General features: G+C 73.2%; 8 protein-coding genes. 5 read left to right on the top strand and 3 right to left on the bottom strand.

What is annotated here, in order from left to right:
• The 3 genes from AC156L_RS26970 to AC156L_RS26960 form a co-directional block, all read left to right on the top strand.
• Positions 1-1,088, top strand: a 1,088-nt coding sequence (locus AC156L_RS26970) for a cytochrome P450 (RefSeq protein ID WP_484407362.1), incomplete at its 5' end; no start/stop codon positions are given.
• Positions 1,085-1,279: a ferredoxin gene (locus tag AC156L_RS26965; protein ID WP_330876207.1), complete on the top strand. Its 195-nt coding sequence runs from the start codon at positions 1,085-1,087 to the stop codon at positions 1,277-1,279. The genes AC156L_RS26970 and AC156L_RS26965, both read left to right, overlap by 4 nt.
• Positions 1,280-1,469: 190 nt before the next feature.
• Positions 1,470-12,065: a type I polyketide synthase gene (locus tag AC156L_RS26960; RefSeq protein WP_330876208.1), complete on the top strand. Its 10,596-nt coding sequence runs from the start codon at positions 1,470-1,472 to the stop codon at positions 12,063-12,065.
• A gap of 60 nt (positions 12,066-12,125) precedes the next feature.
• Here AC156L_RS26960 and AC156L_RS26955 read toward each other — a convergent pair whose 3' ends face one another.
• Together AC156L_RS26955 and AC156L_RS26950 are read right to left on the bottom strand one after the other, a co-directional pair.
• Positions 12,126-12,824 (bottom strand): ABC transporter permease, encoded by a 699-nt coding sequence (locus tag AC156L_RS26955; RefSeq protein ID WP_330876209.1) that lies wholly within the window; start codon positions 12,822-12,824, stop codon positions 12,126-12,128.
• Positions 12,821-13,738 (bottom strand): ABC transporter ATP-binding protein, encoded by a 918-nt coding sequence (locus tag AC156L_RS26950; protein WP_330876210.1) that lies wholly within the window; start codon positions 13,736-13,738, stop codon positions 12,821-12,823. Before AC156L_RS26950 ends, AC156L_RS26955 begins: the two co-directional genes overlap by 4 nt.
• 107 nt (positions 13,739-13,845) lie before the next feature.
• Between AC156L_RS26950 and AC156L_RS26945 the strand changes: the two genes are divergently transcribed.
• Both AC156L_RS26945 and AC156L_RS26940 read left to right on the top strand, forming a co-directional pair.
• The gene (locus tag AC156L_RS26945; RefSeq protein ID WP_330876211.1) at positions 13,846-14,973 is read left to right on the top strand and encodes a sensor histidine kinase; all 1,128 of its coding nucleotides are present in this window, start codon (positions 13,846-13,848) and stop codon (positions 14,971-14,973) included.
• Positions 14,970-15,572 carry a response regulator transcription factor gene (locus AC156L_RS26940; RefSeq protein WP_330876212.1) on the top strand — a complete coding sequence of 201 codons (603 nt, stop codon included), beginning with the start codon at positions 14,970-14,972 and terminating at the stop codon, positions 15,570-15,572. Before AC156L_RS26945 ends, AC156L_RS26940 begins: the two co-directional genes overlap by 4 nt.
• Positions 15,573-15,777: 205 nt before the next feature.
• Here the strand turns inward: AC156L_RS26940 and AC156L_RS26935 are convergent, their stop codons facing one another.
• Positions 15,778-15,975, bottom strand: a complete 198-nt coding sequence (locus AC156L_RS26935) for a hypothetical protein (RefSeq protein WP_259621905.1) — start codon at positions 15,973-15,975, stop codon at positions 15,778-15,780.
• Positions 15,976-15,994 lie beyond the last annotated feature (19 nt).

Here is a 15,994-nt window from a genome sequence, read left to right as displayed (position 1 = left end):
ACGGGCACCTGGGGTGGTTGGTGACCGGCTACGACCTCGCTCGCGAGGTGCACGCGGACCGGCGGTTCAGCAGCCGCTCCGAGCTGCACCACTCACCGCGGATGGTCGCCGGTCAGCCGATGGCACCACGGCCGCCCGCCAAACCGGGGATGTTCATCGGGATGGACGCGCCGGACCACACGCGCTACCGGAAGCTGTTGACCGGGCAGTTCACCGTGCGGCGGATGAACCTGCTGTCGGCCCACATCGGGGAGATCGTCCTCGACCACGTGAAGGCGATGCGCGACGGGGGCACGTCGGCCGACCTGGTGGAGGCGTTCGCGCTCCCGATCCCCTCGCTGGTGATCTGCGAGCTGCTCGGCGTCCCCTACGACGAGCGGCACGTCTTCCAGGAGGACACCGCGAAGGCGCTGCGGCTGGACACCAGCGCGGAGGACGCCCTCGCGGCCTTCGAGCGGATCAAGGACTTCATCCGCGACCTCGTGCGGCGCAAGCGGACCACGCCCGGTGACGACATCATCAGCGGCCTGATCGCGAGCGGCGAGGACCTCGGCGACGAGGAGATCGCGGGCATGGGGGTGCTGCTGCTGGTCGCCGGGCACGAGACGACGGCGAACATGCTGGGCCTCGGCACGCTGACGCTGCTGAGCAACCCGGACCAGCTCGCCGCGCTGAAGGCGGACCCGTCCCTGATCGACAACACCGTCGAGGAACTGCTGCGGTACCTGTCGATCCTCCAGTTCGGCACCATCCGCACGGCGCTGGAGGACGTCGAGGTGGGCGGCGTGCTGATCAAGGAGGGCGAGACGGTGTCGCTGTCGCTCGCGGCGGCCAACCGCGACCCCGAGCGGTTCGACCGCCCCGAGGAGCTGGACGTCACGCGGTCGGCCAGCGGCCACATGAGCTTCGGCCACGGCGTGCACCAGTGCCTCGGCCAGCAGCTCGCGCGCATCGAGATGCGGATAGGGTTCGCCACGCTGTTCCGCGAGTTCCCGAACCTCCGGCTCGCGGTACCGGTTGAGGAGGTGCCGCTGCGCACCGACATGGCGATCTACGGGGTTCACGCGCTTCCGGTGGAGTGGTCATGAAGATCGAGGCAGATGCGGCGAAGTGCTGCGGTTCCGGCATGTGCGTGCTGACCGACCCGGACGTCTTCGACCAGAGCGAGGACGACGGCACGGTCATCGTGCTCGACGTCGAACCGGCGGAGTCCCACCACGCGGCGGCGCGGGAAGCGGCGGCGCTGTGCCCCGCGGGCGCCATCACCGTGCACGGCTGATCCACCCCGGCACCCCGTCCGCTCGCCGGGCGGGGTGCCGGGCCCACCCTCTCCGACGTGCGCCGACGCGACTATAGGGGTCGCATTGGGGGCCGTCTGGGGTGTCGTCCGCACCAGCCCGTCACTAGCTTTCGACAAGCGATCTGTGCCGGGAATTGTCGTGCGGGCTTCGTGAAAAGGGTGGCGCTGAATGTCCAACGAGGAGAAGCTCCGCGACTACCTCAGGCGGGTGACCGCCGATCTGCACAGCACGCGCCACCGGTTGCAGGAGGTCGAGAACGCGGGCCAGGAGCCCGTCGCGATCGTGGCGATGGGGTGCCGGTTCGCGGGCGGGATCACCTCCCCCGAGGAGCTGTGGGACTTCGTCGTGAACGGCCGGGACGCGGTCGCGCCGTTCCCCACCGACCGCGGCTGGGACCTGGAAGCGCTGTACCACCCCGATCCCGACCACCAGGGCACCTCCTACGTGATGGAGGGCGCCTTCGTCGACGGGGTCGCGGAGTTCGACCCGAGCTTCTTCGGCATCTCGCCGCGCGAGGCGATCACGATGGACCCGCAGCAGAGACTGCTGCTGGAGACCGCGTGGCACACGTTCGAGCGCGCGGGCATCGACCCGCACTCGTTGCGCGGCAGCCGGACCGGTGTGTTCACCTCCACCAACGGCCAGGACTACTTCACCAACCTCCAGGGCGAACTGCCCGAGGGCCTTGAGGGCCACGTCGGCACGGGCACCGCGGCGAGCATGATCTCCGGCCGCCTGTCCTACACGTTCGGCCTCGAAGGCCCTGCCGTCACGGTCGACACCGCGTGCTCCGGCTCGCTGGTGACGCTGCACCTCGCCGTGCAGGCGCTGCGCGGCGGCGAGTGCGACCTCGCGCTCGCGGGCGGCGCGACGATCATGACCTCCCCCGGTGCCTTCATCGACTTCAGCCGCGCCCGCGGCCTGTCGTGGGACGCGCGCTGCAAGTCGTTCGCGGCGGGTGCCGACGGCACCAGCTGGGGCGACGGCGTCGGCCTGGTGCTGGTGGAACGGCTGTCCGACGCGCTGCGCAACGGCCACGACGTGCTCGCGGTCGTGCGCGGCATCGCGGTGAACCAGGACGGCGCGTCCAACGGCCTCACCGCGCCGAACGGCCCGTCGCAGCAGCGCGTGATCCGCCAGGCGCTCGCCGACGCGCGGCTGTCCGCGATGGACGTCGACGTCATCGAGGCGCACGGCACCGGCACGAAGCTGGGCGACCCGATCGAGGCGCAGGCGCTGATCGAGGCGTACGGACCGGAGCGCGACACGCCGCTGCTGCTCGGGTCGGTGAAGTCCAACATCGGCCACACCCAGGCGGCGGCCGGTGTCGCCGCGGTCATCAAGACCGTTCTCGCGCTCCAGCACGGAGTCGTGCCGAAGACGCTGCACGTGGACGCGCCGTCACCGCAGATCGACTGGAGCTCCGGCGCGGCCGAGCTGGTCACCGAAACCCGTCCGTGGCCCGAGACCGGGCACCTCCGGCGGGCCGGTGTGTCCTCCTTCGGTTACAGCGGGACGAACGCGCACGCGATCCTCGAACAGGCGCCAGAGGCGACGGTGGAGGCGGTCGAACGTCGTGCGCTGCCGCTGGTTCCGGTGGCTCTGTCCGGCAAGACCGAGGAAGCCCTGCGCGCCCAGGCCCGCAACCTCCTGTCCTGGGACGGCGACCTCACCGACCTCGGCTTCTCCGCCGCGACCACGCGGGCGCACCTGGACCACCGCGCGGTCGTCGTGGCCGAGGGCCGCGACGAACTCCTCGCGGGCCTCCAGGCCCTCGCCGACGGCTCCCCGGTGGCGGGCGAGGCCGTGGAGGGCCGCACGGCCGTGGTCTTCACCGGCCAGGGCAGCCAGCGGATCGCGATGGGGCACCAGCTCCACGCCACGTTCCCGGTGTACGCCGCCGCGTTCGACGCCGTGTGCGACCGGTTCGACCCGCGCCTCCGCGAAGCGCTGGACGACGCGGACCTGCTCAACCGGACCGAGTTCACCCAGCCCGCCCTGTTCGCCGTCGAGGTCGCCCTCTACCGGCTCGTCGAGTCCTGGGGCGTCGCACCCGACTTCCTCGCGGGCCACTCCATCGGTGAACTCGCCGCCGCCCACGTCGCCGGAGTCCTGTCCCTGGACGACGCCACGACACTCGTCGCCGCACGCGGCAAGTTGATGCAGGCGCTGCCCGCCGGTGGCGCGATGGTCGCCGTGCAGGCCACCGAGGACGAGGTGCGGAAGCACCTGACCGACCGCGTGTCCGTGGCCGCCGTCAACGGGCCGCGGTCCGTCGTCGTCGCGGGCGACGAGGACGCGGTCGAACAGGTCGTCGCCCAGTTCACCGACCGGAAGTCCAAGCGGCTCACCGTGTCGCACGCGTTCCACTCCCCCCGCATGGACGGGATGCTGGCCGAGTTCCGCGCGGTCGCGGAGGGGCTGACGTTCACCGCCCCCACGACGTCCATCGTGTCCACCCTGACCGGTGAACTCGTCTCCGACGAGGAGATCACCTCGCCGGAGTACTGGGTGCGCCACGTCCGCGAGGCCGTGCGCTTCGCCGACGCCGTGCGGACCCTCGAAGCCGAGGGCGTCACCACCGTCCTGGAACTCGGCCCCGACGGCGTGCTCACGGCCATGGGCGCCGAGAGCGCGACCAGGGCGCGGCTCGTCCCGTCGCTGCGCAAGGACCGCGACGAGGTGCGGTCGATCGTCACCGCGCTCGGCGCCGTGCACGCGAGCGGCGCCCCGGTCGACTGGGCCGCCTTCTACGCGGGCTCGGGCGCGCGGCGCGTCCCGCTGCCCACCTACGCCTTCCAGCGCGAGCGCTACTGGGTCGAGAGCGGCCAGGCCGCGCAGGACGTGACCTCGGCCGGTCTCGGCTCGGCCGACCACCCGCTGCTCGCCGCGGTCCTGTCCGCGCCCGGCGGCGGCACGCTGTTCACCGCCCGCCTGTCGCTGGCGGGTCACGCGTGGCTCGGCGACCACGTCGTCTCCGGCAACGCCGTCGTGCCCGGCACCGCGCTGGTGGAGCTGGCGATCCGCGCCGGCGACGAACTCGGCTGCGGCCACCTCGAAGAGCTGCTGCTGCAAGCACCGCTCGTCCTGCCCCAGCAGGGCGCGGTGACCCTGTGCGTCTCGGTCGCGGAGCCGGACGCCTCCGCGCGGCGCGCGATCACCGTGTACTCCCGGCAGGACGCCGACGAGTGGACCACGCACGCGATCGGCGTGCTGACCGACGAGCAGGTGCCCGCCGGGTTCGACCTGGCCGCGTGGCCGCCGCCCGGCGCCGAGTCGATCGAGCTGGGTTCGGTCTACGACGACCTCGCCGAGTCGGGCCTGTCCTACGGTCCGGTGTTCCGCGGCCTGCGGGCGGCCTGGCGCGACGGCGACGACCTCTACGCCGAGGTCGGCCTCCCCGACGCCGAGCACCGCCCCGCAGGCCAGTTCGGCGTGCACCCGGCCCTGCTGGACTCGGTGCTGCACACCCTCGGGCTCGGCGCGGAGAAGCAGGAGACCGGCTCGCTCCCGTTCTCCTGGAACGGGGTCAGCCTCTACGCGGCGGGCGCGACGACGTTGCGCGCCAGGATCTCCCCCGCCGGGCAGGGCGTGTCGATCAGCGTCGCCGACGGCGGCGGTGCCCCCGTGGCGCGCATCGACTCGCTGGTGCTGCGCCAGATCGGCGGCATGAAGTCCGGCGGCGCCAAGTCCGACTCGCTGTTCCGCGTCGACTGGACCGCCCTGGCGCTGGAGGGCCGGGAGAACGCCGCCCGGCCCGTGGTGCTGCACGCCCCCGACGGCGATCCCCGCGAGGTCACCGCCCTGGTGTTGGCCGACCTCCAGGAGCGCTTGGCGGGCGACGACGTGCTCGTGGTCGTCACCAGCGGCGCCGTCGCGGTGCTGCCGGGCGAGGACGTGCCGAACCTGGCGCACGCCGCGGTGTCCGGCCTCGTGCGGGCCGCCCAGTCCGAGCACCTCGACCGGATCTTCCTCGTCGACACCGACGCCCCCGAGCAGCTCGACGCGGCGGCCGTGGTCGCGAGCGGCGAGGGTGAGGTCGCGATCCGCGGCGGCAAGGCGTTCGCGCCGCGCCTGGTGCGGGCGTTCGCCGGGACCGTGCCCGCGTTCGAGGGCGACGGCCCGTGGCGGATGGACTTCACCGAGCAGGGCACGGTCGACAACCTCGTCACGATCCCGTGGCCCGAGGTCACCCGCGAGCTGGAGCCGCACGAGGTGCGGATCGGCGTGCGCGCGGCGGGCGTGAACTTCCGCGACGTGATGAACGCGCTCGGCATGTACCCCGGTGACGCGGGCCTGATGGGTCTGGAGGCCTCCGGCGTCGTGCTGGCCGTCGGGTCCGGTGTGGACGGTCTCGCGCCGGGCGACCGGGTGATGGGCATGATGGACGCCGCCTTCGGGCCGGTCGCCGTCGCCGACCACCGGATGGTGTGCCCGATGCCTGCGGGCTGGTCGTTCACCGAGGCGGCCGGGGTGCCGCTGGTGTTCCTGACCGCCCTCTACGGCCTCGGTGACCTGGCCGGGCTCGGTGAGGGCGAGTCCGTGCTGATCCACGCCGCCGCGGGTGGTGTCGGCATGGCCGCCACGCAGGTGGCCCGCCGGCTCGGCGCGGAGGTCTACGGCACCGCGTCCACCGGCAAGTGGCACGTGCTGCGCGCCGCCGGGATCCCCGACGACCACATCGCGTCCTCGCGCACCACGGAGTTCGAGCGGCAGTTCACCACCGCCACCGGCGGTCGGGGCGTCGACGTCGTCCTGGACGCGCTCTCGGGCGAGTTCGTGGACGCCTCGCTGCGCCTGGTCGGACTCGGTGGCGGCGGTCGCTTCGTGGAGATGGGCAAGACCGACGTCCGCGAGGTCGACGAGGTCGCGGGGCAGTACCCCGGCGTCCGCTACCGCGCGTTCGACCTGATCGAGGCAGGCCCGGACCGCATCAAGGAGATGCTCCACCAGCTCTACGACTGGTTCTCCGCGGGCCACCTGCGCCCGCTGCCGGTCACCTCCTGGGACCTGCACCGCGCGCCCGAGGCGTTCCGCTACCTGGGGCAGGCCAAGCACATCGGCAAGGTCGTCCTCACCATCCCGGCGAAGGTCGACGGCACCGTCCTCATCACCGGCGGCACCGGTGGTCTCGGCGCGGAACTGGCCCGCCACCTCGTCGGCCAAGGAGTTCAGCACCTCGTGCTGACCTCCCGCCGAGGCCCGGACGCGCCCGGTGCCGCCGAACTCGTGGCCGAACTGGACGCGCGGGTCGACGTCGTGGCCTGCGACGTGTCCGACCGCGCCGCCCTGGAGGCGCTGCTGGCCGACATCCCGGACCTGTCCGGTGTCGTGCACACCGCCGGCGTCCTGGCCGACGGCATCCTCGAATCCCTGACGCCCGAGCGGATCGACGCCGTGTTCGCGCCGAAGGTCGACGCCGCGCGGCACCTGCACGAGCTCACCCGCGACCGCGACCTGGCGATGTTCGTCCTGTTCTCCTCCTCCGCGGGCCTGCTCGGCTCGCCGGGACAGGCCAACTACGCCGCCGCCAACACCTACCTCAACGGTCTCGCCGCGCACCGCCGCGCGCAGGGCCTGCCGGGCATCGCGCTCACGTGGGGGCTCTGGGACCAGAGCGCGGGCATGGGCGCGGGCCTGTCGAAGGTCGACCTCGCCCGCATGGCCCGTGCCGGGATGCCCGCCCTCGCGATGGCGGAGGGCATGGCGCTGTTCGACTCGGCGCTGGTGCTGGACGAACCGGTCACCGTCCCGATCAAGCTCGACCTCGGCTCGCTGCGGTCGGCCAAGAACGACCTGCACCCGGTGCTGCGCGGCCTGGTCCGCGTGCCGGTGCGCAGGGCCGCCGCAGGCAGTGGCGCGGAATCCTCGCAGTGGAGCCAGAAGCTGGGTTCGCTGAGCCCGACCGAGCAGGACGAACTGCTGCTGGACATGGTTCGCGGCCAGGTCGCCGTGGTGCTCGGCTTCTCCTCCGCGCAGCAGGTCCAGCCGGGCCGCGGCCTGGTCGACATGGGCCTCGACTCGCTGTCCGCCGTGGAGCTGCGCAACACCCTGAGCAGCGCCACCGGTCTCCGCCTGCCCGCCACGGTCGTCTTCGACTACCCGACCCCGCAGGCGCTCGCCGGGCACCTGCGCACCGAGCTGGTCGACGCGGCGGACAGCGGTCCGGCGCAGGTCGTGGCCGCCGCCGTCGGCTCCGACGAGCCCATCGCGATCGTGTCGATGGCCTGCCGCCTGCCCGGCGGCGTGCGGTCGCCGGAAGACCTGTGGGACCTCGTCTCCACGGGCCGCGACGCCATCGCGCCGCTGCCGGTGGACCGCGGCTGGGCCGTGGAGGACTTCGACTTCGACGTCGCGGGCGGTGGTTTCGTCGACCACGCCACGGACTTCGACCCGGCGTTCTTCGGCATCTCCCCGCGTGAGGCCCTCGCGATGGACCCGCAGCAGCGGCTGCTGCTGGAGACCACGTGGGAGACCTTCGAACGCGCCGGGCTCGACCCGGCGACGATGCGCGGCACCCAGGCCGGTGTGTTCATCGGCGGCAGCGCCACGGACTACGGCAGCGGCGGCGTCGCGATCCCCGAGGAGCTGGCGGGCCTGCTGCTCACCGGCAGCACGCCCAGCGTGATGTCCGGTCGCATCGCCTACACGTTCGGCCTCGAAGGCCCGGCGATGACCGTCGACACGGCGTGCTCGTCGTCGCTGGTGGCGCTGCACCTGGCCGCGCAGTCCCTGCGGCGCGGCGAGTGCGACCTCGCCCTCGCGGGCGGTGTCATGGTCCTGTCCACCCCGGCCCTGTTCGAGGAGTTCGCGAAGCAGAGCGGTCTGTCCACCGACGGCCGCTGCAAGGCGTTCGCCGCGGGCGCCGACGGCACGGGCTGGGCCGAGGGCGTCGGGATGCTCCTGGTCGAACGCCTGTCCGACGCCCGCCGCAACGGCCACGACGTCCTCGCCGTGGTGCGGGGCTCGGCGGTCAACCAGGACGGCGCGTCCAGCACGCTGACCGCCCCCAACGGCCCCTCGCAGCAGCGCGTCATCCGCCAGGCCCTCGCCAACTCCGGCCTCACCACCGCCGACGTCGACGTGGTCGAGGCGCACGGCACCGGCACGAAGCTGGGCGACCCGATCGAGGCGCAGGCCGTCCTCGCCACCTACGGCCAGGACCGCGAGCACCCCGTCCTGCTGGGCTCGCTCAAGTCCAACATCGGCCACGCCCAGTCCGCCGCGGGCGTCGCGGGCGTGATCAAGATGGTCCAGGCGATCCGGCACGGCCTCGCGCCCAAGACGCTGCACGTGGACGAGCCCTCCCCGCACGTGGACTGGGCGTCCGGCGCGGTCGAGCTGCTCACCGACGCGCGGGCGTGGCCCGAGCACGACCGGCCGCGGCGCGCGGGCGTGTCGGCGTTCGGCATCGGCGGCACCAACGCCCACCTGATCCTGGAGCAGGCGCCCGAGGCCGCGAACAGCGGCGTCGGACGCTCTGGTCCTCCCCCGCCCGTCGGTGGGGCTTCGAAGCGCAAGCCGCTGCCGCTGGTCCCGTTCGTGCTGTCGGCCCGGTCGCCGGAATCCCTGCGGGCGCAGGCCGACCGCGTGGCGGCGCTGCCGTCCACCGACCTGACCGACCTCGGTTTCTCGCTGGCCACCACGAGGGCGCTGTTCGAGCACCGCGCGGTCGTCGTCGCCGAGAGCCACGAGGACCTGGTCCGCGAACTCGCCACCGTCGAGGCCACCGACGCCACGGCGGGCGGCGGGCTGGCGGTGCTGTTCACCGGCCAGGGCAGCCAGCGGGTCGCGATGGGACAGGAACTCCACGCCGCGTTCCCGGTGTTCGCGGACGCCTTCGACGCCGTGTGCGACCGCTTCGACCCCCGCCTCCGCGAGGCCTTCAACGACACCGACCTGCTCGACCGGACCGAGTTCACCCAACCTGCCCTCTTCGCGATCGAGGTAGCCCTCTACCGCCTGGTCGAATCCTGGGGCGTCACCCCGGACTTCCTCGCGGGCCACTCCATCGGCGAACTCGCCGCCGCCCACGTCGCCGGGGTGCTGTCCCTGGACGACGCCGCCACGCTGGTCGCCGCCCGCGGCGCGCTCATGCAGGCGCTGCCCGCCGGTGGCGCGATGGTCGCCGTGCGGGCCACCGAGGACGAGGTCCTGCCCCACCTGACGGACCGCGTGTCCATCGCCGCCGTCAACGGCCCCACGTCCGTCGTGGTCGCAGGCGACGAGGACGCCGTGCTCGCCGTCGTGGCCCGGTTCGAGGACCGCAAGTCCAAGCGGCTCAGCGTCTCCCACGCGTTCCACTCGCCGCGCATGGACGACGTACTCGACGAGTTCCTGGTGGTCGCGAAGGGCCTCGACTACTCGGCCCCGACGATCCCGATCGTCTCGACGCTGACCGGGAAGCTGGTCACCGCCGAGGAGGTCACCTCGCCGGAGTACTGGGTGCGCCACGTCCGCGAGGCCGTGCGCTTCGCCGACGCGGTCACCACCCTGGAGGCCGAGGGCGTCGGCACGTTCCTGGAACTGGGCCCGGACGGCGTGCTCACCGCGATGGGCGCGGACAGCGTGCGGAAGGCCGTGCTCGTCGCCGGGCTGCGCGCGGACCGGCCCGAACCCCGCGCGCTGCTCACGGCGCTGGGCAGGGTGCACGCCCGCGGCGTGGACGTCGACTGGGCCGGGATGTTCGCGGACACCGGGGCCCGGCGCGTCGCCCTGCCGACGTACGCGTTCCAGCACGAGCGCTTCTGGCTCGACGCCGCCCCGAGGTCGAGCGCGGGCTCACTGGCCGACGCCGAGTTCTGGGCCGCCGTCGAGCAGGAGGACCTGGCCTCGCTCGCGGGTCTCGACCTGTCCGGCGACCTCCCGCTGCGCGAGGCGCTGCCCGCGCTGTCCACGTGGCGGCGCGGCAGCCGCGAGCGCTCCACGGTGGACGGCTGGCGCTACCGCGTCCGCTGGCAGCCCGTCGACCCCGGCACCACCGCGGTCACCGGCCGCTGGCTGGTCGTCGCGGACATGCACGAGGCCGCGCTGCTCGCGGGCATGACCGCACTCGGCCTCGACGTCGTCCCCGTCGACGCGTTCAGCGACCGGGGGGCGCTGGCGAAGGCCCTCGCCGACGCCGGTCCCGCCGACGGCGTCCTGTCGCTCGCCCGCGACCCCGAGGCGACCCTCGTCCTCGTGCAGGCGCTCGGCGACGCGGACGTGCGGGCCCCGCTGTGGTGCCTGACCCGCGGTGCCGTGTCGACCGGCAACGACCACGTCGACCCCGTCAAGGCCGCCGTGTGGGGCCTGGGCCGGGTCGTCGCGCTGGAGCACCCCGAGCGCTGGGGCGGACTGGTCGACCTGCCGTCCACGATGGACGGTGAAGGCCTCTTCCGGCTCCTCACCGTGCTGACGGGCCGCGAGGACCAGGTGGCCGTCCGCGCCAACGGGGTCTTCGCCCGACGCCTCGTCCACGCCCCGGCCCGCTCGGGCGCCCAGCCGTGGAGCCCGAGCGGCACCGCGCTGATCACCGGCGGCACCGGCGCGCTCGGCGGGCACGTCGCCCGCTGGCTCGCCGCCGAAGGCGTCGACCACCTGGTCCTGGCCTCCCGTCGAGGCGCGGAGGCACCCGGTGCGGCCGAGCTGACCGCCGACCTGGAAGCGCTCGGCGCGCGCGTCACGATCGCCGCGTGCGACACGACCAACCGCGCCGCCGTGGCCGCGCTGGTCGCCGAGCACCCGCCGACGGCCGTGTTCCACGCGGCGGGCACCGAACTGGTCCGCCCGATCCACGAGCACGACACCGCCGAGTTCGACGCCGTGCTGGCCGCCAAGCTCGTCGGCGCCCGGCACCTCGACGAACTGGTGGGAGACGTGGACGCGTTCGTCCTGTTCTCGTCGATCTCGGCCACGTGGGGCAGCGGCGCCCAGTCCGCCTACTCCGCGGCCAACGCCGCGCTCGACGGCCTGGCCGAGTCCCGGTCGGCGCGCGGTGCGGCGGCCCTGTCCGTCGCGTGGGGCCCGTGGTCCGGTGGCGGCATGGCCGACGCCGACGCCACCGAGGCCCTGCGCCTGCGCGGTGTCGCGGCCCTGCCGTCCGCACAGGCGCTGGCGGCGCTGAAGGAGGCCCTCTCCCAGCGCGACACCACCGTCACGGTCGCCGACGTCGACTGGCCGAGGTTCGCGGACGTGTTCACCGCAGCCCGACCCAGCCCGCTGATCGCCGACCTGCCCGAGGTCCAGCAGGCTCCCCAGTCGGCCACCCCGGACCGCTCGACCCTGCTGGGCGAGCTGGAGGCCCTGACGTCGATGGAGCAGGACCGCCACCTGATGGACCTGGTCCGCTCGCGCGTCGCCGCCGTCCTGGGCCACAGCGGGATCGAGGCCGTGCAACCGGACCGCGCGTTCGGCGACCTCGGCTTCGACTCCCTCAGCGCCGTCGAACTGCGCGACACCCTGGGAGCGTCGACGGGTCTCGCCCTGCCCGCGACGCTCATCTTCGACTACCCGACGTCGACCGCGCTCGTCGAGTTCCTGCGCACGGCGCTGGAACTCGACGAGCAGGTCAAGGCCCCCGTGCTGGACGAGTTGGAGCAGTTGGAGAACGCGGTCGCCAGGACCGACCTCGACGGCGACACCCGTGCCGCCGTGGTCGGCAGGTTGCAGTCCCTGCTGGCCCGCTGCGCACCGGTCAGCGGCGGGACCAGCATCGTCGACCAGATCGACGCGGCCGACGACGACGAGATGTTCGCGCTGATCGACCAGGAGTTCGGCGCCTAGTGCGCTGACCTCCACCGGGTTTCGCGGCGCGAACCCCGGTGGAGGTCAGCGGTCACCGCGCTAGGTCCTGGGTTCCCAGCGGAAGTGGCGGACGGCCAGGGCCGCCCCGATCGCGGTCCACGCGGCCAGGGAGGCCGTGGCGGGCACCACGTTGTCCGTCGCCCCGCCCAGGGCGGCCTTGACCAGCTCGGCGATCTGCCCGCCGGGCACCAGCAGCATCCGGTGGTCGACGGTGTCGGACGCCCACGTCCACAGCGCGCCGCCGAACAGGGCGAAGAAGAACGGGGCGGTGGTGATCTGCGCGAGTTCCGGGGTCGAGGTGATGCCGCTGGTGACGACGCCCGCCGCGCAGCACATCGCCGCGCCTCCGACGACCGCGAGCACGAGCAGCAGCGGGCGGTCCGGCAGCGGCGCGCCCGCGGCCCTGCTGATCCCCAGCAGCACCACGGCCTGGGCCAGGCCGAGCGCCGTGGCGGGCACGAGCAGCCCGAGGACCACCACCCGGTCGGAGGCCTCACCGGTGCGCAGGCGCTTGAGGTAGAGGTCCTGGCGGCGGGCGACGAGCGAGGTCGTGACGGTCGTGTAGACCGTGAAGCCGAGCATCATCACCAGTTGCAGGGTGATGGTGAGCGTCCAGTCGGACGTGTCGTTCACCAGCAGCAGCGCGCCGAGGAGCAGTGGCATCGCCAGCGCGAGCGAGGCGGCGGTCTTGTTGCGCAGCAACAGGGTCAGCTCGGTGCGGCTCAGTGCGAGGATCATCGGGACGTCACCTTCTCGTCGGTCCGGACGGCGTGGAACACGTCTTCGAGCGAGGCGTGGTTGGCCCGCAGGCCGGTCAGGACGCGGCCGTCGCCGCGCGCCCAGTCGAGCAGTTCCCCGAGGTCGCGCTGGAGTTCACCGGTGCGCACCTCGACCCGGCCGGACGGCTCGTGCACGACGTCGCCGTACAGCATCGGCAGCACGCCCACGTCGAACCCGGCGGGCACGTCGAAGCCGATGCGCGCGGGCTGCCGCGCCAGCACGTCCGACACCCGGCCCGCCACGGCGATCCGGCCCGCGTGCATGATCGCGATCCGCTCGGCCAGCGACTCGGCCTCCTCCAGGTAGTGCGTGGTCAGCACGACCGTCGTGCCCTCGGCCAGCAGTCCGCGCACGACCTCCCAGACGTGCAGCCGCGACTCGGGGTCGAGCCCGGTCGTGGGCTCGTCGAGGAACAGCACCTCCGGCTTGCCGAGCGTGGCGAGCAGCAGGTCGAGCCTGCGCCGTTCGCCGCCGGAGAGCTGCTTGATCCGCACGTCCCGGCGGTGCCCGAGGTCCAGCGCCTCGATGGCCGAGGCGGCGTCCGACGTGCGGCTGCTGGTGGACCGCCAGAACCCGACCATCTCCGCGACCGTCAGGTCACCGGGAAAACCGCTGTCCTGCAACATGATCCCGATCCGGGGCCGGATCGCCCGCCGGTCGGCCAGCGGGTCGGAGCCGAGCACCCGCACGGTGCCCGAGGTCGCCTTCCGCAGCCCCTCCACGGCTTCCATCGTGGTCGTCTTGCCCGCGCCGTTCGTGCCCAGCAGCCCGAACAGCTCCCCCTGGGCGACGTCGAAGTCGACCCCGCGCACGGCTTCGAAGTCGCCGTAGGAGCAGCGCAGCCCCTCGACCTGGATCACCGGATTCGTCATGTCCACAATGGTGGTCGGGCGTCCCGCGCGGGCGTAGTGCCGGAGAACACCGGTTCTGGTGACAAATGTCAGCAGACGCGGACGGGCGGGGTCCGTAGGTTCGGTCCGTGAGCAACCCGGTGAACCGCCTGCGTCAGTACACCTGGTTCTCGGTGGGCACGGGACCCGTCGTGATCGCCCTGGGGACGCTGGTGGACCTCGTGTCGAGCACGCGCTCCGTCCCGGTGACGATCGGGCTGGCCCTCGCGGCGGTCGTGGTCGTCGTCCAGCACGTCCGGTACCTGCGGCTGGCCATGCGCGAGGAGTCGGACGCCCACCCGTGGCTGGGGCACCTGGCGACGTTCGTGCTGGCGGAGGCGGCGTGGGCGGTGGGGGCGGCCTCGCCGACCAGCGGGTTCTGGCTGCTGCTGCCGGGCGCGGTGATCGCGCACGTGGTGCTCGTCTCGCCCAGGTCCGCCCGGATCCCGATCGTGGTCGCGGGCACCGCCGTGAGCCTCGCGGTGGGGGCGTGGTCCAGCGACGACTTCCAGGCCTCGGACGTCGTCGGCACGGTCCTGCTGGTGAGCATGCTGGTGTTCATCGACCTGACGTCCCTGTGGTTCTGGCGGCTGGTCCAGGAGTTGGACCGGGCCCGCGGCACCGCGCGGGCGCTGGCCGTGGCGGAGGAGCGGTTGCGGTTCGCGGCCGACCTGCACGACATCCAGGGCCACAACCTCCAGGCCATCGCGCTCAAGGGTGAGCTGACCGAGCGGCTGATCGGCCGGGACGACGACACCGCCCGCAAGCTCGCGGCCGAGATCGCGGAACTCGCGCGGACGGCGCTGGCGGAGACCCGCGAGGTCGTGCAGGGCTACCGGCGGGCGACCCTGGTCACGGAGATCACGAACGCGGTCGGCATCCTGGAGGCGGTGGGCATCACGACCACGGTGGTCGGTGACGCGGACCAGGTGCCGGAGCAGTTCCAGCAGCTGTTCGGCGCGCTCGTCCGCGAGGGGACGACGAACGTGCTGCGGCACAGCAAGGCCGAGCGGTGCACGGTGGTGATCTCGGTGCGGGGGCGGGAGGTGCGCGTGCGGCTCCAGAACGACGGCGTGGCGGAGGTCCCGGAGGAGCGGGAGGGGTCGGGACTGGCCGGTCTGCGCGAGCGGTTCGCGGCGGCGGGCGGGCGGGTCGACGCGGGCCCGACGAAGCCGGACGGGTTCGAGCTCTCCGGGCGCGCCGAGGTGACCGCGTGATCCGGGTCGTGCTGGCCGACGACGAGGACCTGATCCGCGGCGCGCTGGCCGCGCTGCTCGAACTGGAGGACGACATCACGGTCGTCGCGCAGGTCAGCGACGGCAACGCGGCGGTGGAGGCGGTGCGCGCGCACCGGCCGGACATCGCGGTGTTCGACCTGGAGATGCCGGGCCGTGACGGCGTGCTCGCGGCGGAGGCCGTGCGGGACGTCCCGGACCTGGTGGTCGTCCTCGTCACCCGGCACGCGCGGCCGGGCGTGCTGAAGCGCGCGCTGGCCGCGGGGGTGCGCGGGTTCGTCCCGAAGACCACGCCCGCGTCCCGGCTGGCGTCGATCCTGCGGGACGTGCGGGGCGGGAGCCGGTACGTGGACTCCGACATCGCGGCGGCGGCGTTGACGGAGGGTGCCTGCCCGCTCACCGCGCGCGAACTGGAGGTGTTGCGCCACGCGCTGCGCGGCGGTCCGGTCGCGGGCATCGCGCGGGAGTCGAACCTGGCCGCCGGGACGGTGCGGAACTACCTGTCCTCGGCCATGACGAAGCTGAACGTGAGCACCAGGCACGAAGCGGCACGCCTGGCGTGGGAGGAAGGCTGGATCTAGTGGGCCCGGTCCCGAGGAGCGGGCCCGCCAGCTCCTCTACCTGCCGGTGCTGCGGCCGCTGACCCCTGGCGGGTGGTTCCGGCGTCCGGCAGGGTCCATCGCTGTGCCGCCCCCACGCCCCGTACTGGTGGTACGGGAGGTGTGGGGGCGGTGCGGCGATCGACCCGCTGGGCCCGGAAACGCCCGGCAGGGACTGGTCACAGCACTAAGAACGCTTGCCTTCCATGGCTTCCAAGCCGAGCATTTCCAGCAGTCGCTGGCAGTCGTCGGCGTTGTCAGCGTGATCGGCCACCGTTCGGGCGGCCTTGCCGTTCTGGATCACCGTCTGGATCTTCTCGTCGGCGCGTGCCTCGGCCAACCGGTCGCGCTCACGCACAGGTCCGATTCGTCGTTCCGTGATCAAAGGTGCTCCTCATCCGGTT

Source organism: Umezawaea sp. (assembly GCF_057122925.1).
This window is presented reverse-complemented; position numbering and strand designations above follow the sequence as displayed.

Coding starts and splice junctions, on each gene's coding strand:
- AC156L_RS26950 (WP_330876210.1), bottom strand. CDS start 13,738: ATGACGAATCCGGTGATCCAGGTCGAGGGGCTGCGCTGCTCCTACGGC.
- AC156L_RS26955 (WP_330876209.1), bottom strand. CDS start 12,824: ATGATCCTCGCACTGAGCCGCACCGAGCTGACCCTGTTGCTGCGCAAC.
- AC156L_RS26960 (WP_330876208.1), top strand. CDS start 1,470: ATGTCCAACGAGGAGAAGCTCCGCGACTACCTCAGGCGGGTGACCGCC.
- AC156L_RS26965 (WP_330876207.1), top strand. CDS start 1,085: ATGAAGATCGAGGCAGATGCGGCGAAGTGCTGCGGTTCCGGCATGTGC.